Consider the following 18514-nt stretch of genomic DNA (forward strand, 5'->3'; position numbering starts at 1 on the left):
CATGTATGAATATACAGTATATGGATGAGCCAGGCATGGGGCAAGCATCAGCGCGCCAGATCGCGCATGGCGTTCTCGAGCCCTTCCAGGGTCATGGGGTACATGCGGTCGTCGATCAGCTCACGGATCAACTGGGTGGAGTGGGTGTACTCCCACGCTCGCGGCGGCATGGGATTGAGCCAGGCCAGGCGGGGGAACTTGTCGGCCAGGCGCTTGAGCCATACGGCACCGGCCTCGTCGTTGAAGTGCTCCACGCTGCCGCCGGGGTGGGTCACCTCGTAGGGCGACATGGCGGCATCGCCGACGATCACCACCTGGTAGTCGCGGCCGTAGGTGTGCAGCACGTCCATGGTGGGGATGCGCTCGCTGGTGCGACGGTAGTTGTTGCGCCACACGCCTTCGTACAAGCAGTTGTGAAAGTAGTAGTGCTCCAGGTGCTTGAACTCCGAGCGGGCGGCGGAGAACAGCTCCTCGCAGACGCGGATGTGATCGTCCATGGAGCCGCCCACGTCGAGGAACAGCAGCACCTTCACCGTGTTGTGGCGCTCGGGGCGCATGCGCACGTTGAGCAGGCCGGCGTCGCGGGCGGTGTCGCGGATGGTGGCGTCGACGTCGAACTCCTCGGCCGCGCCCTGGCGGGCGAACTTGCGCAGGCGGCGCAGCGCCATCTTGATGTTGCGCGTACCGAGCTCGAGCGAGTCGTCATAGTCGCGAAAGCGTCGTTCGTCCCACACCTTCACCGCGCGGCGGTGGCGCGAGCCTTCCTGGCCGATGCGAATGCCCTCGGGGTTGTAGCCATAGGCACCGAAGGGGCTGGTGCCCCCGGTGCCGATCCACTTGTTGCCGCCGGCATGGCGCTCCTTCTGCTCCTCCAGCCGCTTCTTGAAGGTCTCGATCAGCTGCTCCAGGCCGCCCAAGGATTCGATCTGCGCCTTCTCCTCCTCGGAGAGCTGCTTCTCGAACTCGCGGCGCAGCCAGTCGTCGGGAATCAGCGCCTCGATGGCGGCGTCGAGATTTTCCAGACCGTCGAACCAGGCGGCGAAGGCGCGATCGAAGCGGTCGAAGTAGCGCTCGTCCTTGACCATCACGGTGCGCGCCACCTGGTAGAACGCCTCCATGTCGGCGAACACCACGCCGCGCTCGACCACCGCATGCAGATCGAGCAGCTCACGCAGCGAGACCGGTACGCCGGCGCGCTTGAGGGTTTCGAACAGGCCGATGAACATGGCTCAGCGCCTCTGATTGCCTTGGCGGCGCATCATGAAGGCCAGCCGTTCGAGCAGTTGGGTATCCTGCTCGTTCTTCACCAGGGCGCCGGCCAGCGGCGGAATCGCCTTTACCGGGTCGCGGTGGTAGAGCGCCTCACGGGCCAGCTCGTCGGCCATCAGCAGCTTCAGCCAGTCCACCAGCTCCGAGGTGGAGGGCTTCTTCTTCAGCCCCGGTGCCTGGCGCAGGTCGAAGAACACCTCCAGCGCCTCGCTGACCAGCTTCGGCGCGATGTCGGGGAAGTGCACGTCGACGATGGCCTGCATCGTCTCGCGGTCGGGGAACTCGATGTAGTGGAAGAAGCAGCGGCGCAGGAAGGCGTCGGGCAGCTCCTTCTCGTTGTTCGAAGTGATCACGATGATCGGCCGGTGGCGTGCACGAACGGTCTCGCCGGTCTCGTAGACATGGAATTCCATGCGATCCAGCTCCTGGAGCAGGTCGTTGGGGAATTCGATGTCGGCCTTGTCGATCTCGTCGATCAGCAGCACTACGCGCTCGTCGGCGGTGAAGGCTTCCCACAGCTTGCCGGGCTTGATGTAGTTCTCGACGTTTTCCACGCCCTCGACGCCAAGCTGGGAGTCGCGCAAACGGCTCACCGCATCGTACTCGTAGAGCCCCTGGGCGGCCTTGGTGGTGGACTTGATGTGCCAGGTGATCAGTCGTGTGCCCAGCGAGCGGGCCAACTCCTCGGCCAGCAGGGTCTTGCCGGTGCCAGGTTCGCCCTTGATCAGCAGCGGGCGCTCCAGGGTCACGGCGGCGTTCACCGCCTGCTTCAAGGCATCGGTAGCCACATAGGTAGAGGTCGAATCGAAAGCCATGGGTGCCTCGGCGATAGCTCGTTTAGGGGATAATCAAACAAGTGTACGGAAGGGTGGGGCGAGGGACAATTACCCGGCCCTTCCCTTTACCCCTCTGTGCGCCGATACGACTCCACCAGCGTTGCCGGGTCGTGCTCGGCGTGCCCGTGGCCGACGTGGGTACGCATCAACTGTGCCGCCAGGCCGGTCATCGGTGTTCCGCTGCCGGCGCGCTGGCTCTGGGCCACGGCCATGTCGAGATCCTTGAGCAGGGTGCGCAGGTGCCAGGCCGGGTTGTCGAACTCCCTTGCCGCCATGCGTGGGGTCAGGATCTGGAACGGCTTGGAATCGGCGAAGCCGCCGGCCAGCGCCTCGGTCAAGCGCGAGGCGTCCACGCCGCTGGCCTCGGCCAGGGCCACCATCTCGGCAATCACCGCCGCCTGACAGCCGACGATCATCTGGTTGCACACCTTGGTGACCTGGCCGGCGCCCACGGAGCCCATGTGGGTGACCCTGGCCGAGAGAGGTGCGAGCAGAGGGCGTACGGCCGCGATGTCCGCCTCCTCGCCACCGCACATGATTGCCAGGCTCCCGGCCTCGGCTCCTGCCACGCCACCGGAGACCGGTGCGTCTACCCAGCGCATGCCGCACGCTTCTGCCAATCTCTCGGCAAAGTGGCGCGTTGCCGCCGGGTCGCTACTGGATAGATCGACCAGGTGCTGACCCGAGCGACCGTGCGCCGCTACGCCGCCTGTGCCGAACACCACCTCTTCCACCACGGCCGTATTGGCCAGGCACAGCATCACCACATCCACGCCTGACACCAGCTCGGCGATGGAGCTTGCCACCGTGGCTCCGGCCTCATTCAGCGATGCGCATTTCTCCGCCGTGCGGTTCCACACCGTCACGGCAAAGCCGGCCTGCAGCAGGCGGCGTGTCATGGGGTCGCCCATCAGGCCGATGCCGATGAAGCCGAGGCGGGGCTGTGTCATGTCGTTTCTCCAGAATGGGGGCAGGGAAGCGGAACACCTAGCATGCGCTATGGAAGGATTTTCCATCAAGATGGAGCCGAGCGGGGAATGGAAGGCTGTCGGATACAGAATGAAGCGGTAATCGTTAAGCGGCTGGCGTTGAGTTGGGTAGCGGTCTAGTTTCTTAGTGTTACGTTGCAATACCTGTAGAACGGGCACCGTACAGGGGGCGGCATTACTCGCTTATCTTGAGGCGCCATCAGGATGAGGACCTCAAGATGCCGATCGCTGGCCACGCCATGCACGCTTGTACCCATTCGATTGCTCATGGTGTCTGCTGTTGTGGCTCGCCGCTGCTACAACGCTTCCATGAACGCATGATGGCCGATATCTCGCGGCGTTATTTCCTCGGCGGTGCGGCGGCTGTCATGGCACTGTTTGCCGGTTTGCACGCGCCGAAGGCCGTCAGCGTCCAACCGCAAGATCGCCGCGGACCACTGCTGTTCACCAACCTCAGACTCTTCGACGGAAGAGGAGGATCGCTGCGTGAGAATGTGGCTTTGCGGGTGAACGAAGGACGAATACAGGGCCTGCTGGCCGGCGATGCCGAGCCGGAGGGCGCCGAAGTGATCGACTGCGGTGGCCGCGTGCTGATGCCCGGTCTGATCGACGTACACTGGCATAGCACCCTGGTAGGCATCACCCAAACAGCGGCGATGACTGCCGATCCGGGGTACGTACATCTGCTCGCCGCCAGAGAGGCGGAGCGTACCCTGATGCGTGGGATCACCTCGGTGCGGGATGCCGGTGGGCCATCCTTCGCGCTGAAGCGTGCCATCGATGAGGGAATTGTCTCAGGGCCTAGGATCTTCCCAGCTGGAGCGATGATCTCTCAGACCTCAGGGCACGGCGACTTTCGTATGCGCCATGAGATACCCCGCGGAACTACAACGCCCCTCAGCGAGCCGGAGCGACAAGGTGTGGTAGCTATCGCCGATGGCGAAGCCGAGGTATTGCGGCGCACCCGTGAGCAGCTGATGCTCGGCGCTTCCCAGATCAAGCTGATGGGTGGCGGTGGGGTTGCCTCGACTTACGATCCTCTGGACAGCACGCAGTTCAGGGAGAGGGAGCTGCGTGCCGCCGTGGAGGCTGCTGAAGATTGGGGCACTTACGTGATGGTGCACGTCTATACCCCACGCGGTATCCAACGCTCCATTCGGGCTGGAGTCAAGTCCATCGAACACGGCCAGCTCGCCGATGAAGAGAGCGCAAGGATGATGGCGGGAGAGGGCACCTGGTGGAGTCTGCAGCCCTTCCTTCAGGACGAGGACGCCAACGTCTACCCCGACGAGGCTCGCCGCGCGGCCCAGCGCCAAGTGGCCGAGGGTACTGAGCGTGCTTACGAGCTCGCGCAGCGCTTCGATGTCAGGCTGGCATGGGGCACCGATATCCTCTTCAGCCCTCATAATACGCCGGGTCATTTGCGTCATCTGGCCAAGCTAACGCGCTTTTACGATCCACTCACGGTGCTGTCCATGGCCACCGGCCGCAACGGAGAGTTGCTCGCGCTATCCGGCCCTCGCAGTCCGTACCCCGGCACGTTGGGGCATCTCGAAGAGGGGGCACTGGCCGATCTTCTGGTCGTGGATGGTGACCCGAGTCGCGATCTCGACTTCCTCACCGACCCAGAGCGCAACCTGCGTTTGATCATGAAGGATGGACGCATCTACAAGAACAACCTGTGAGGCGAACCATGTTTGTCAGACTCATCTCCTTTGCCCTGATCGTCGTGGCGATGGGCTTCATGACCGAAGCCCAGGCCCAGGTGCGTGAAGACAGCTGGCGCTTTCAGCTCACGCCGTACGTCTGGTTGGCGAATCTGTCCGGCGACATTCGCCCGCTAGCGGGCAGTCCAACGGTGAGCACCTCGCGTTCGTTCGGCGAGATTCTGGACGACCTGGAAGGCGCTTTCTTCATTTCGGGCAGCGCTCGCTACGAGCGATGGGTGCTGTTCGGGGATTTCACCTACGCCTCGCTCAGCCATGAGGGTGTAATCCCGCCGGGCATGACCGCCGAAGGCAAGGTAGGGCAGCGCTCGCTCACGGCGGCAGCCGGTTATCAGGTCATGAGTGAACATGGACATTATCTGGACCTGCTTGTCGGCGCGCGGGCCTGGCGCATGAAGTCAGAAGTCTCCGTGCCGGCGCTTGGACTCGGCCTGCAAGACACCGAGCGCTGGGTAGACCCGATTCTGGTCGCGCGTTGGCGCACGGTGTGGAGTCCGGCATGGTCCACGCTGCTACATGCCGATGTAGGAGGATTCGGTATCGGAGCTGATAGCACCTGGCAGGTCATGGCAACAGCAAACTACCAAATTAGCGAAGCCCTCTATCTTTCCGCCGGGTACCGTCAGCTGGTGCTGCATCGCGACGAAGAAGGCACGCGGCTCGATATTGCGATGGGCGGCCCGCTAGTGGGCATGACTTGGCGCTTTTAGGCAGCCATCGGAATGGGATCCCGAGCATGGTTGCCAGCAAGCGCGGTCGTGCAAGAGGGGAGCAAGAGGGAAGTAAGATGAGCGACGCAAAGAACACACGTGCCACGGTGATTCCATGCCTGCGCTATCGAGACGCGCCAGCGGCCATTGAATGGCTCTGCCAGGTCTTCGGCTTCGAGCAGCAATTCCTGGCCGCCAACGAGGATGGCTCCATTGCCCATGCCCAACTGACGTTCGGCAACGGAATGATCATGCTGGGGTCCGCCACGGACAGTGAGTTCGGGCGACTGATGAAGCAGCCGGATGAGATCGGCGGTGCCGAAACGCAGTGTGCCTATCTCATCGTTTCGGATGCCGACGCCGTCTACACCCGCGCCAAAGCAGCCGGTGCCGAGGTCGTCATCGAGATCAAGGATGAGGATTACGGTGGGAGGGGCTTCAGCTGCCGCGACCTGGAAGGTCATCTCTGGAACTTCGGCACCTACGACCCTTGGTAAATAGGCACTGCTTTGCCCCGGCTATGCCATGTGCCGTTGATTGAGCAAGGTTTCTATCCAGGCTTGAGCGAGATCGACGCCGGCTTTGGGCCGGCGTCGCAAGGTAGGTCGGTCAACCGCGCAATTCCTCCGGGATGTCGTAGCCGTTCTCTTCGAACCAGCGAACGGCACCCGGGTGCCATGGTATGAAGGTGTTCTCCACGAAATTCTCGGGCACCGTTTCACTGGCAGAGCCATGTACTTGCACCATGCGCTCATGGTTTTCCATTACCGCTTTCGTGACCTCGTAAACCAGCGATTCAGGCATGTCCTTGTGTGTGATCGCAAAGTTCCACAATGAAATGGCAGAGGTGTCTTCATCGAGGCTGCTATAGGCGCTGGCTGGAATCGTGGCTGGGCTAAACTCTGGGAAGTCTTCCAGAAACACCTCCATCTCCTCTTCGGAAAAGGAGAAGATGTTCACATTCACTTGCGCTTCCAATTGGCTAAATGCAGAAACCGGTATGCCCGCAGCAAACGCAAAGGCATCCAAGAGGCCATCTTGCACTTGACTAGCCTGATCGGCAGCGCCGGCATTTCGGGTGCGTACGTCCAGCCCCAGCTCTTCGAAGAGCTGGGGGTAATACATGTCGCCTGTGCCGCCTGCTGGGCCAATACCTACGGTCTTTCCATCGAGGTCCGAAATCGAAGAAATGCCTGAGCCCGACAGAGCGATGACTTGCAAAGCGGTTTGGTACATCGGGAAAACGGCACGTATATCGGTATGCTCGACTCCGGGTGCCAGCTCGCTGTTGCCGTGCCATGCCTCGTAGGCCGGCCCTGTGGTGACCATCCCGAACTCATGTTCACCCATCTGCACGAGCGTCACGTTCTGAACCGGACCGCCTGTTACTTCGGCGCCAAAGGAAGCGCCAGTTGCCTCACTTGCCAAGTTCCCCCAGCCAGAGCCATAAATATAATAGGTGGCTCCCTGACTGCCCGTGCCGATGGTCAGGCTACTTGGCCAACTATCGCGATCACTATCAGCACTGGCGACTAGTGAAGCGCCAGTGCAAAATACAAAGAGAGTGAGATTGGTAAGTTTCATGGTGTATGCTCCATCTGATTATACTTGTATTTTCATTTTTTTTACGTTGAGTGGGGCCTCCGTGGTCTGGTCGGTTTCAAGCGATGATCGATATCAGTTGAATCAGCTACGGCTCATGGATTGTTAATGATTTCAATGCTCGATGCCGTTCACTGCCTCTCGATGTCTGCACAGATCGCTTGGGTCACATCTCGAGTCGTGGCGGTTCCACCGAGGTCTTTGGTCTGGAGGCCAGAGGCTGTCAGCCGTTCAATGGCAGCCATAAGCCGTTCAGCCGCAGTGCTCTCGCCTAGATGTTCCAGCATCATGACTGCCGTCCAGAAGGAACCTACCGGATTGGCGATACCTTTCCCTGCGATATCGAACGCGGATCCATGAATCGGCTCAAACATGGAAGGGAAGGTCCTTGCGGGATTCAGGTTGGCTGTCGGCGCAATGCCGAGGCTTCCCGAGAGCGCTGCGGCGAGGTCAGAGAGAATGTCGGCATGCAGATTGGTTGCTACTATCACATCCATCGTCTCGGGTTTTAATACCATGCGAGTGGTGACAGCATCTACAAGCTCTCGATCGATACTGACATCTGGATAGTCTTTCGCCACTTCAAAGAACACTTCGTCCCAGAGTACCATCCCATAGCGCTGTGCATTGGACTTGGTCACTAGGGTCAACTGCTTGCGTGGGCGGCTTTGGGCCAACTGGAAGGCGAAGCGATGTATCCTCTCCACGCCTTTCTTGGTAAAAACGGAAACTTCCGTTCCAACCTCGTCGGGGAAACCTTGATGCACTCTACCGCCGTTACCTGAGTACTCGCCTTCACTATTTTCCCGAACGATTATCCAATCGATGCTTTCGGCACCTTTCAGTCGACTATTGACTCCCGGCAGCACGCGTGCCGGACGGACATTTGCGTATTGGTCAAAACCTTGGCAGATGGCAAGCCTGAGCTCCCAGAGCGAGATATGATCAGGTACGTCTTGGCTGCCCACGGCACCAAAATATATGGCATCGAATCGAGAAAGTTTATCCAGTCCGCCTGCTGGAATATATTCGCCCTTTTCTAGGTAGCGCTGCGAGCTCCAGTCAAAATCTACAAATTCGAAACATAAGTCACCGCTTTTCTCCGCCAATGCCGAGAGTACTTTTTTTCCGGCTTCTATGACTTCCTGGCCTATGCCATCTCCGGGAATTACGGCGATACGGTGGCTCCGCATGTTTAATTCTCCAGGTTTCTGCTTGGTTGGCTTTGTGATGGTTTTGATGTCTCAAGGTAGGTGACACACCATGGTTCGTGCAATATACTTAGGGTTGAAATAGTAATGACTTGAGGGTTAATGCCCATGTCGAGCAGCGACTTTGAGTTTTTTATTTATCTCTGCCAGGCTGGAAGTATTTCCCAGGCGGCCCGGGAATTGGACATTACACCCGCAGCAGCAAGTAAACGGCTTTCTAGCATTGAGAAGGCTGTCGGATGCCAGTTGCTTTCGAGGTCCACACGCTCGATGAGTTTGACGCACAATGGGCGAATTTATCTGGACTATGCCAGGAAAGTCACAACGACAATAGAGGATATGAACAAGCTCCTTCGCCAGCAGAGCGATGAAGCCGAGGGGCTAATTCGTATTAACGCCCCTTTCGGTTTCGGGCGGAGGTACGTGTCAAGGTTCGTTGCCGATTTCATAGAGGAAAACCCTAAAGTCGAATGTCAGCTACATCTTTCGGATCATCCGCTCAACCTGATTGCCAATTCATTCGATATTGGTATCCGGTTTGGGGCGCTTCCGGATTCAGGCTTGCATGCCAGAAAAATTGCTTCACATCAGAGATTTGTCTGTGCATCTCCTTCTTATATTGCGGCTCATGGGGAACCCAGGCATCCTCATGAACTATCCAGTCATAACTGCATTGTGCTCAGGCAGAATGAAGATACCTACGGCAATTGGAGATTCAGTCAAGAGGAACAAGTTTACCATGTTCGAGTCAGAGGAAATTTGAGTTCAAACGATGGTGAGAGTGTTTTGAGTTGGGCTTTGAGGGGGCAGGGCATAGCGATACGTGCCGAGTGGGATGTATATTACCATCTGAAGGATGGCAGTTTGAGAAGGGTTCTCGATGATTATCAACTCCCGAATGCCGATATTTACGCAGTATATCCTTATAGCCATAATTTGCCCGCTCGGATACGTTTGCTCATAGATTACTTCGCTGAAAGGATGAATATAGTGCCTTTTAACCGATGAGTGGAGCGGTAGCAATGAATTTGCCCCTCGCTTCGCCATGTGAGCTGACCATTCAGGTGCCTGGAATCAGGCACCTGAATCCGGCATGACGTTATCAGCCGGTCATTCTCCCGCTGAGCTTGTCACGCAGGCGGTCGACCATGCCGATGCCGGGACCTATCGTCTTGTGAAACAATTCGGAATGAGGGGCGCCAGGATGCGGACGGGTCGGGGCCAGTTTCTTGCCATTTTCGACTTTCTTGCCTAGGTCGATGAGTTCCTGTTCGGCAAGATGATCGCGGAGCCGGGAAAACTGGTCCACCTCCTCGTCCTTGTGATGGTGGCGAAGCAATTTTTCTAACTCATGCACGCGGTCCATAAAAGCCGGTTCGGTGGTATCGGCGTCTTCCAGCTGCTTCATTAACTGGATGATCTCCTCATGCTCTTCCTTGTCGTGCTCGACCTCCTCGGTGCCCTTGGGGATCCGCTGCTCCATCACTGGATAAACATACATCTCTTCGGCTACGGCATGACGCATCACCTCGGCAATGAGAATGTCGGTCAGGTTCCGCCGCAGCTCAGCATCCGGAGCGCGCTGAATCTGGCCTACCAGATCCTCCATCTCGCGATGCTCGAGAGTGAGAAGCTCGACGACGTCATTTGTGGACACGTTGGTATGCTGATTCATGAGACTCCCTCCATTGAGTCGTTGCGCCCTTTGCAACGGGCCATCTCAACATAGCCGTGAGTGGCGGCTTCAGCCAAACCTGGCGCAGCCTGGCACTGCCCGCTTATGCTGAAGCGCCCGCCGGAAGGCGGGGACAACGGTCCTGCGCCTCGAAACAAGGGAGGGTGTCATGCGACTCAGGGTGCTGTCCGACCTTCATCTGGAACATTTCGATGAAGGGCGTGAACTGCCGGACGTCCAGGCAGATGCGGTGGTTCTCGCCGGTGACATCCACCGGCATGCCGAGGGATTGAGCTGGGCGGCCGAGCGTTTCGCCGGGCTACCCATTCTCTACGTGCCGGGAAATCATGAATTCTATGGCGCCAGTATGCCGCTGTTGCGACTGGCCATGGCGTACGAAGCCGAGCGGCTGGGCATCGAACTGCTCGACAATCGCTCGCTGACGCTGGATGGGGTGCGCTTCCATGGCACGACGCTATGGACCGACTTCGCCCTGTACGACGGTGAGCCGGAACATGATCCTGAGCTGACCGAGCAGAAAGCGCGTTGGCTGATGCCCGATTTCAGCATCATCGAACAGCCGGAAGGGCAGACCTTCAGCCCGGCGGAGAGCCGGCGACTGCATGCCGAATCGCTGGCCTGGCTGGAAACGGAGCTGACCCGGCCCTTCGATGGGCCGCGGGTGGTGATCAGCCACCATGCCCCCTTGTCTGAGTGCATTCCGCCGCGCTATCGGGGTGATGCGCTGTCGCCTGCCTTTGCATCGCATCTGCCTGGTCTGATGGGATGCATGGACCTGTGGATTCACGGTCACGTGCATGAGCCGGTGGATACCGTGTTCGGCGGCACACGGATCTTGGCCAACCCAGGCGGCTACCCCGGCGAGTTCGAGCCGCCGCTGTTCGTGAACGACCTGATCGTCGAAATATGAGCGAGAAGAAGGAAATGAGAACAATGTTCAAGGTCTACGGCGATCGTCGGTCCGGCAACTGCTACAAGATACAGCTATTGATGAGCCATCTGGGCATCGAACACGAATGGATCGATGTCGATATCCTGGCTGGCGATACGCGCAGCCCCGCGTTTCTGGCCAAGAACCGCAACGGCAAGATTCCGCTGCTCGAGCTGCCCTCTGGCGAGTACCTGGCCGAATCCAACGCCATTCTCGATTATCTGGCCCACGGTACCGCCTATCTGCCCGATGAGCCGCTGGCCATGGCGCGCGTACTGAGCTGGCAGTTCTTCGAGCAGTACAGCCACGAGCCCTATATTGCGGTAGCGCGCTTCATCGCCAAATACCTTGGCCTGCCCGAGCAGCGCCGGGCGGAATACGAAGGCAAGCAAGCGGGTGGGTACAAGGCACTCGACGTCATGGAGCAGACGCTTGCCGCCTCGCCCTACCTGGTGGGGGAGACGCTCAGCGTGGCGGACGTCGCGTTGTATGCCTATACCCACGTCGCCCATGAAGGCGGCTTCTCGCTCGCTGACTATCCTGCCGTGCAGGCCTGGCTCGCCAGGGTGGCTGCTCATCCGCGACATGTTCCGATGGGCTCGAAGAGCTCGTGACGTAGCCCATCAAAGCTAGTACCCAAGTCTCCGATTTGGTGCCATAAAGAAATGGCGTACCCATGGTACGTGGTTGCGCCGTTTCAGCCTTGGCAGCGCAGCCTGTCACCACCCTGACAATAACGAAATCGACCCGTCAACGGCAGGCTGTCTGCGCCGTCCTGGCCTCATGGAGGTTTCACATGCTTCATCGCGGCCATGGCCGAGCCGACGCCGCTCGCCGAGCAGGGGATCCGTGGGAGAACGACAATGACCGGTGCAATGGCAGACAAGAAAATGGCCCTTCTGTGGCTGAAAATTGCGGTGGTGTATCTACTGGTTGGGGTCATCTACGGCATCGTGATGGCCGCCAGTCATCAATATGTCTTCCGAAGCGTGCATGCACACATCAACCTGCTGGGCTGGGCAAGCTTGGCTCTGGCCGGTCTGATGTATCACTTGTATCCGGCTGCTGCGCGTAGCCGTCTCGGCCGACTCCATTTCTACCTGCACAACGGCGGTCTTCCGGTACTGTTGGTGTGCCTGCACTTTTACGCGGGCGGCATGCGACAGCTCGAGCCAGTGGTGGCATTGGCCTCGGTGATCGTTGGCTTGGGGATCCTGGCGTTTACGGTCAACGTCATGATGAACATGAAGGTGGCCTTGTCGACCGGCAACGTCGATAGCGCCTGAGGCGCCGCGGCTGCCGGTTGAAAGCGGCCTGCCTGGGCCACATCTGAACAGGAGAAGACGTCAACTCGCCTGGCCCAGGCGGCCATCCACCGACAGGAGCCTCAGCCGCATGTTCATCGCCGTACTGACACTCGAAGTTTCCTTGCCGGGCTGCGCGTCGCTCAAGGAGAAGCGTCAGCGTATGGGGGGCATTCACGAGCGCTTCGGGCGCCATCCGGCCGTGGCAGTGTGCGAGAGCGGCCAGCACGATCGGCTCGAAGCAAGCGAGTGGACTTTCGTGGTGACAGGTAACGAGCGACAGAAAGTGGAGTCGCTGTGCAGCGAGATCGAAGACAAGTTGCAGCGCACGGTGGACGGCCGGGTGCTGAAGGTTTCACGCGAAATGCTGTAGCTGGAGTGCTTGGCATATGAAGGCATGCTGATTTTGCATTGCATCAAAATAAGTCAGCAGGCCATTATTATGAGCATTGATGGTGCAGAAGGGAGTGAGCTGGCGGCGTATGGCACAAAGCCTGCGTACTGTTTTTCTTGCAGGTCTTTGTTTTTTCAAGAGTTCTGTAATTGTTGGCGCGGCTATCGCATTGTATTGGGCAACGAAGCAAGAAACCCAGTACTGAGTTGCTAATTAGTACTGAGTAACCGATCAACGCTTCGGAAGGTCAGCAAGAACTGCCTTCTGGGCAACGTCGCCAAAGGCTGAACGGCAGCGGGCGATATACCGATGTGAGCTGGCGTGCTCCACCTGACCCCCTTCGGGGGGTCTTTTTTATTTTTCCCGAGCTTGGGCGAACGTGTCGGCAAAGGCAATGCGACCTTGGTCGGGCAGGTCGCTGAACTTGAACTCTTCTTCGAGCCGAAGCAGCCACAAGATAAATGAGGAACCCTGAAAATGACTGAGCTGCCAGGGTTGCCCCTGACAGCTCGTTCGATCCGGCCGGCTACACACCTATCTGCCTTCCTATAGCAGAGCTCTACACGACCTCCCTGTCGCTTGCAGCCAACGACCGGTATCTCAGCGGCTTTGGTTCTTGCCACCCTTGCGACCCGCCTCGGAGGCCTTTTGCGGGTCATTGGCAAAATTGCCCCCGCTGTGCTGACCGCCTTTCTGGCCGGCCTCGGAGGCGCGCTGCGGGTCGTTGGCAAAATTGCCCCCGCTGTGCTGGCCGGCTTCAGAGGCGCGCTGTGGGTCGTTGGCGAAGTTGCCGCTGCTTTCCTGGCCACCTTTCTGGCCAGCTTCGGATGCCTTCTTCGGATCGTTGGCAAAATTGCCCGGATTCTGGTTGCGCTGTGCCATGTCAGAACTCCTTCTACATGCCTGTCGATTCAACAAGCGAAACGTACTTCCATTTACCGGCTGTCCGGCGCTTCTGGCGTTTGCCAGCATGGTTAAACGTAGGAACGCTCAACCGGCTCATCAAGCTGTGTCGGGTATTCTAATGCTAAGAAAAGTTGTTGTTTCTAAAGAAAGATTGCGTGTTTGATCGGGCTCGTGGCGTGTCTGTCAACCGTTGCGTTGCAACCCTCTGATTCCATTCTTGTCACTGGTTCGAGCCATGGCGCCCAGTGGCTGAGTCGATGGGTGACAAGCAAGGGCAAGGGAGGGGCAGTGAGAGGTTGATATAGATCAACGGAGTGTGAGGTAACGCCACTCATTGGTATGAAGTATCTGGTGCGGTTCGCTGGGCTGAGGCTTCATGGCAGCTTGAAAACTCCCACAACGATACTGCCCACTCAACAGCGAGAACGGCCTTGCCATGAAAACGTACGCATCCAACGGGGAAGCGTTCGCCAGCCTCAAGCGGCTGCTGGTGCTCAACCTGCAGAACAAGATTTTGCTTCTGGTGCTGGTGCCGCTGATCATCTCTTCATCCTGTCTGCTGGTACTCGAGGGCCTGGAGCGCATCGACTCCAACCGTGCCCAGTTGGCTCAGCAGCGCGAACTGATGCTCGAAGCCCGACGCCAGGGAGTGGAGAGTATCGTCGACATGGCGGCGACGCTGGTGGAGAGCGTGGCCGGTACCCTCGACGATCCGGAGGCGGCTCGCCTGGCGGCTGGCGAACTGCTGCGTGACCGGCGTTTCGAAGAGAACAATGTCAGTGTCGTGGATGCCGCCATGGCGGTAATCGAAGAGCAGGCCAGGCAAGAGCTGATCCAGACCCTGGTGCGGCTCTGGGCCATTGCTTCGATCATCAACTTGGCCATCACCTTCTTTGCCATCTGGATCACCCGTCGCACGGTTCGCCAGATTCGCCAGACTGCCAAAGACATGAATGAGATCGCCCAGGGTGTGGCCGAAGGCAGAGGCGATCTGACGCGCCGCCTGCGTGTCACCAGCCGCGACGAGATCGGCGAGCTCGCCAGACAGTTCAATGGCTTCCTGGCACGCATACAGCACACGCTGAGTGAAGTGAGGGCCGGGGCCAACGACGTTTATTCGGCGGCGTTGAGCATCGCCCGCAGCAGCGACGAGCTGGCGGCACGCACCGATCAGGCGGCTGCCAGCCTGCAACAGACCTCCTCGGCGATGGAACAGATCACCTCGACGGTGGAGAACAATGCCGAACACACCGGACAGGCAGACAAACTGGTGAGGGGCAGCGCCGAGGTGGCCCGGCAGGGCAGGGATTCGATGCAAAGAGTCGAGGAGACGATGGGGCGGATCAATGCCTCCTCGACCAAGATCGGCGAGATCGTCTCGCTGATCGACGGCATCGCCTTCCAGACCAATATCCTGGCGCTCAACGCCTCGGTCGAAGCCGCCAGGGCAGGTGAGCACGGGCGCGGCTTTGCCGTGGTAGCCCAGGAAGTGCGCTCCCTGGCGCAGCGCTCGGCGGATGCGGCCAGTGAGATCAAGGGGCTGATCGAAGCATCGATCACGCATACCCGGCAGGGCACCGACATCGTGCATCAGGCGGGGATCACCATGCAGGAGATCTTCGACAGCATCGCCAAGGTCAATGACGTCATCGCCGAGATCAGCGCCGGCTCGCGAGAGCAGAGCATCGGCATTCACGAGGTGAATACGGCCGTCAGTCAAATGGATACCATGACCCAGCAGAACGCGGCGATGGTAGGTCACAACACCGAAACTGCAGCCGCCATGCGCAGCCAGGCGGAAAAACTGACGCAGTTGATCAATACTTTCGTGCTTGGCGGGGAGCCGTCTGCGGCGTCGTCACCGCCCCTGGAGCGTTTGCCGGCACCGGTTGCTTTCGTGACCAAGCCAGCGCACGGAATGGAGTCCGCTCGAGGCATAGAGCTGGCCCGAGGCAAAGCGAAGGCCGAGGCCGAGTGGCAAGCCTTCTAGGTACCATGGTGCAAATGGTCAATGCTTGCCCGGAAGCGGTGTAGCAGCGACGATGAGTCGGGAGAACGAAGAGGGAGTTCATTTTGGCCGACACCAACTTATCGTCGAAGTGTGCCATTCCGGTTGGCATCAGCGCCTGCCTCATGGGTGAGCAGGTGCGCTACAACGGCGGCCACAAGCGCTCCCGCTACTGCCTGGATGTGTTGCAGGAGTGCTTCGCCTTCGAACCATTCTGCCCCGAGCTGGAAGCCGGTCTGGGTGTGCCGCGGGAGCCGATCCGTCTGGTCGGCGCCCCCGGCGAGCCCCCGCGGGTGAAAGGCACGGTGGATCCCGAGCTGGACGTCACCGAGCGCCTGCGTGAAGTCGGCGAGGCGTTCGTGGCGCGCCATCGCCATCTGCGCGGCTTCATTCTCATGAAAGGCTCACCGAGCTGCGGGCTCGAGCGGGTCAAGGTCTATCATGAAAACGGCATGCCCAGCCATGCCGACTCCGGGCTCTTCGTCCAGGTCCTACGCGAACACTTCCCCGAGCTGCCGCTGGAGGAGGAAGCGCGCATGAACGACGCTGTGCTGCGTGAGAACTTCATCACCCGGGTGTTTGCCTTCGATGACTGGAAACGCCATGTCGAAGATGCCAAGGGTTACCACGCTCTGATCCAGTTCCACAGCCGTCAGAAGTATCTGCTGATGGCCCACCACGTGGAAGCCTACCGCGAACTGGGTCGCTACCTGGGTAGCGAAGCGCATGCCCTGCCGCTGGAGGAGGTCAAGCACTCATACCTGCAACGCTTCATGGTGGCGCTGGCGCGTCCGGCCACGCGCAAGACCCACACCAATGCGATGATGCACGTGATGGGCTACCTGAAGCAGGAGCTCGACAGCGAGGTCAAGCAGGATCTGCTACAGGCAATCGAGGAGTATCGTCTTGGCCACGTGCATCTGGCGGTGCCGCTCAGGCTGCTCAGTCATTACATGAAGCGTCACGGCTCGGAGTACATTCGCCAACAGACGTACCTCGATCCACATCCTTACGAACTCGGTCTGCGCAACGCCATTTGAATCAAGCCCCAGCCTCGCGCAAGTTCATGCCTCCGCTCTGTGTCGACCGAACTGCAGCTCCGCCAGGTGGCGGTAGAGCGGGCTTCGCTCGAGCAGTTCACCGTGGCGGCCGGCGGCGACCAGGCGTCCCTCGTCGAACACCAGCAGGCGGTCGGCGGCAGTCACCGTGGCCAGGCGGTGAGCGATCACCAGGCTGGTGCGCCCGACCATCAGACGGTCCAGCGCCTGCTGGACCAGGCGCTCGCTCTCGGCATCCAGTGCGCTCGTCGCCTCGTCCAGCAGCAGTACGCTCGGGTCCTTGAGCAACGCGCGGGCAATCGCCAGGCGCTGACGCTGGCCGCCGGAGAGCTGCACGCCGCCGGGACCGAGCTCGGTATCGAAGCCGTGAGGCAAGGCCTCGACGAAGCCCAGGGCGTTGGCATCGCGGGCCGCGGCGCGCAGTTCGTCCAGCGTGGCGTCGGGCTTGCCGTAGCGCAGGTTGTCGGCCACCGTGCCGGTGAACAGCACCGGCTCCTGAGCCACCAGGCCCAGGCCGGCGCGCAGCGCCTTGGGATCGAACTCGCGCAGGTCGATGCCGTCCAGTGTCACGCGACCCCGTTCGGGGTCGTGAAAGCGCAGCAGCAGCGCGAACAGCGTGCTCTTGCCGGCGCCGGAAGGGCCCACCAGCGCCACGCGCTCGCCGGAGCGAATCTCCAGGTCGAGTGAATCCAGGGCCGGTGTTTCCCGCCCTGGGTAGGAGAAACTCACGCCTTCCAGGCGGATCTCGCCACGCAGCGGTGAGGGCAGGGGTATCGGCTCGATCGGCGAACGAATGCCCGGCTCGGCATCGAGCAGCTCGAGCAGACGTTCCGCGGCGCCGGCGGCGCGCTGCACGTCGCCGGCCACCTCGGCCAGGGTCGCCACCGCCCCGGCCGCCAGTACCGCATAGAAGACGAAGGCGGAAAGCTCGCCCGCGCTGATCTCTCCGGCCAGTACCGCCTGGCCGCCTTGCCACAGCATCAGGCCCACGGCGGCGAATACCGTCAACATGGCGGCGGCGGTGAGCCAGGCCCGCTGGCGGGTGCGCACCACGGCGGTGGCGAAGGCCTGCTCGGCTCGCTCGCCGTAGTCGCGGCGGTCGATCGCTTCGTGAGAGAAGGCTTGTACGGTGCGAATGCCGTCCAGTGCTTCGCTGGCGTAGCGGCCCAGTTCGGCCACCCGGTCCTGGCTGTGGCGAGAAAGCCGTCGTACGCGGCGACCGAACCACAGGATCGGCAGCAGCGTGGCGGGTATGCCGATCAGCACCAGCGCCGAGAGCCAGGGCTGGGTCACCAGCATCAGCATCACCGCACCCAGCAGCATCACCAGGTTGCGCAGTGCCAGCGAGATCGACGAGCCGAACAGGGTCTGCAGCACGCTGGTGTCGGCGGTCAGGCGCGAGGCGATCTCGGCGGCGCCGCGGTCGCGTCGGGCGGCGCTCTCGAAATAGGCCGGCTCCAGCTCGAGCAAATGATCGAAGACCTGACGTCGCAGGTCCGCTGCCAGGCGCTCTCCGATCCAGCTCACCTGGTAGTAGCGCAGCGCCGAGGCACCGGCCAGCACGCTGACGACGGCCAGCATCACGCCCAGGGTCTGGTTGAGGCGGGTGGCGTCCGCGGCGAGAAAGCCCTGGTCGATCACCAGGCGTAGCCCCTGGCCCAGCAGCAGCACGCTGCCGGAAGCCACCAGCAGCGCCAGGGCGGCGATGGCCAGGCGGCCGCGATAGGGTGTGAGCAGCGTCAGCAGGCGCAGCAATACCCGCGGGTCGGGGCGTGGGGTCATGTCGGGATGTCGCTCATGGCAGGCATGGCTATACGATATCAGGGCTGCGGCATCGGCGCATGAGCGAGCCGGGGCGCCCTCAGGCGCCCCG

The 18514-nt window shown here is 60.5% G+C and carries 18 protein-coding genes; 10 read left to right on the plus strand and 8 right to left on the minus strand.

Features of this window, described 5'->3' with window-relative positions:
• Positions 1–47: 47 nt before the first annotated feature.
• From HOP53_RS01735 to HOP53_RS01745, 3 genes are all read right to left on the minus strand, one after another.
• Positions 48–1226: a vWA domain-containing protein gene (locus tag HOP53_RS01735; RefSeq protein WP_234268413.1), complete on the minus strand. Its 1179-nt coding sequence runs from the start codon at positions 1224–1226 to the stop codon at positions 48–50.
• 3 nt (positions 1227–1229) lie between these two features.
• Entirely contained in the window at positions 1230–2084 is an 855-nt protein-coding gene (locus tag HOP53_RS01740; protein WP_086510293.1) for an AAA family ATPase, read from the minus strand.
• Between the two features lie 86 nt (positions 2085–2170).
• A complete protein-coding gene (locus HOP53_RS01745) occupies positions 2171–3055 on the minus strand; it encodes an NAD(P)-dependent oxidoreductase (protein ID WP_234268414.1) in 885 nt (294 codons plus the stop codon).
• Between the two features lie 257 nt (positions 3056–3312).
• On the opposite strand from HOP53_RS01745, the gene HOP53_RS01750 reads away from it, so the two are divergent.
• The 3 genes from HOP53_RS01750 (at position 3313) to HOP53_RS01760 (ending at position 6028) form a co-directional block, all read left to right on the plus strand.
• Complete coding sequence (locus HOP53_RS01750; protein WP_234268415.1) at positions 3313–4779, plus strand: metal-dependent hydrolase family protein; 1467 nt, start codon at positions 3313–3315, stop codon at positions 4777–4779.
• Positions 4780–4787: 8 nt separating this feature from the next.
• A complete protein-coding gene (locus tag HOP53_RS01755) occupies positions 4788–5531 on the plus strand; it encodes a hypothetical protein (RefSeq protein WP_234268416.1) in 744 nt (247 codons plus the stop codon).
• A gap of 77 nt (positions 5532–5608) precedes the next feature.
• Positions 5609–6028: a VOC family protein gene (locus HOP53_RS01760; RefSeq protein ID WP_234268417.1), complete on the plus strand. Its 420-nt coding sequence runs from the start codon at positions 5609–5611 to the stop codon at positions 6026–6028.
• Positions 6029–6140: 112 nt separating this feature from the next.
• Here HOP53_RS01760 and HOP53_RS01765 read toward each other — a convergent pair whose 3' ends face one another.
• Positions 6141–7115: a TAXI family TRAP transporter solute-binding subunit gene (locus HOP53_RS01765; RefSeq protein ID WP_234268418.1), complete on the minus strand. Its 975-nt coding sequence runs from the start codon at positions 7113–7115 to the stop codon at positions 6141–6143.
• 149 nt (positions 7116–7264) lie between these two features.
• The gene (locus HOP53_RS01770) at positions 7265–8326 is read right to left on the minus strand and encodes a tartrate dehydrogenase (protein ID WP_234268419.1); all 1062 of its coding nucleotides are present in this window, start codon (positions 8324–8326) and stop codon (positions 7265–7267) included.
• Between the two features lie 126 nt (positions 8327–8452).
• Here HOP53_RS01770 and HOP53_RS01775 point away from each other — a divergent pair, with 126 nt between their 5' ends.
• The gene (locus HOP53_RS01775; protein ID WP_234268420.1) at positions 8453–9352 is read left to right on the plus strand and encodes a LysR family transcriptional regulator; all 900 of its coding nucleotides are present in this window, start codon (positions 8453–8455) and stop codon (positions 9350–9352) included.
• A gap of 94 nt (positions 9353–9446) precedes the next feature.
• Here the strand turns inward: HOP53_RS01775 and HOP53_RS01780 are convergent, their stop codons facing one another.
• Positions 9447–10019: a hemerythrin domain-containing protein gene (locus tag HOP53_RS01780; protein ID WP_234268421.1), complete on the minus strand. Its 573-nt coding sequence runs from the start codon at positions 10017–10019 to the stop codon at positions 9447–9449.
• 169 nt (positions 10020–10188) lie between these two features.
• Between HOP53_RS01780 and HOP53_RS01785 the strand changes: the two genes are divergently transcribed.
• From HOP53_RS01785 to HOP53_RS01800, 4 genes are all read left to right on the plus strand, one after another.
• Complete coding sequence (locus HOP53_RS01785; protein WP_234268422.1) at positions 10189–10950, plus strand: metallophosphoesterase; 762 nt, start codon at positions 10189–10191, stop codon at positions 10948–10950.
• Positions 10951–10973: 23 nt separating this feature from the next.
• Positions 10974–11585: a glutathione S-transferase family protein gene (locus tag HOP53_RS01790; protein WP_234268423.1), complete on the plus strand. Its 612-nt coding sequence runs from the start codon at positions 10974–10976 to the stop codon at positions 11583–11585.
• Between the two features lie 249 nt (positions 11586–11834).
• Positions 11835–12257 carry a cbb3-type cytochrome c oxidase subunit I gene (locus HOP53_RS01795; RefSeq protein ID WP_234268424.1) on the plus strand — a complete coding sequence of 141 codons (423 nt, stop codon included), beginning with the start codon at positions 11835–11837 and terminating at the stop codon, positions 12255–12257.
• Between the two features lie 109 nt (positions 12258–12366).
• Positions 12367–12648 (plus strand): DUF503 domain-containing protein, encoded by a 282-nt coding sequence (locus tag HOP53_RS01800; protein WP_234268425.1) that lies wholly within the window; start codon positions 12367–12369, stop codon positions 12646–12648.
• A 621-nt stretch (positions 12649–13269) separates the two neighbouring features.
• Here HOP53_RS01800 and HOP53_RS21760 read toward each other — a convergent pair.
• Positions 13270–13551 carry a con-10 family general stress protein gene (locus tag HOP53_RS21760; RefSeq protein WP_479688665.1) on the minus strand — a complete coding sequence of 94 codons (282 nt, stop codon included), beginning with the start codon at positions 13549–13551 and terminating at the stop codon, positions 13270–13272.
• 460 nt (positions 13552–14011) lie between these two features.
• Between HOP53_RS21760 and HOP53_RS01815 the strand changes: the two genes are divergently transcribed.
• Positions 14012–15565, plus strand: a complete 1554-nt coding sequence (locus HOP53_RS01815) for a methyl-accepting chemotaxis protein (RefSeq protein WP_234268426.1) — start codon at positions 14012–14014, stop codon at positions 15563–15565.
• An 83-nt stretch (positions 15566–15648) separates the two neighbouring features.
• Entirely contained in the window at positions 15649–16623 is a 975-nt protein-coding gene (locus HOP53_RS01820) for a YbgA family protein (RefSeq protein WP_234268427.1), read from the plus strand.
• 24 nt (positions 16624–16647) lie between these two features.
• On the opposite strand, the gene HOP53_RS01825 is transcribed toward HOP53_RS01820, so the two are convergent.
• Positions 16648–18423, minus strand: a complete 1776-nt coding sequence (locus tag HOP53_RS01825; protein WP_234268428.1) for an ABC transporter transmembrane domain-containing protein — start codon at positions 18421–18423, stop codon at positions 16648–16650.
• Between the last annotated feature and the right edge of the window lie 91 nt (positions 18424–18514).

The organism is Billgrantia ethanolica, from assembly GCF_021404305.1.
In the GTDB taxonomy this organism is placed as follows: domain Bacteria; phylum Pseudomonadota; class Gammaproteobacteria; order Pseudomonadales; family Halomonadaceae; genus Halomonas; species Halomonas ethanolica.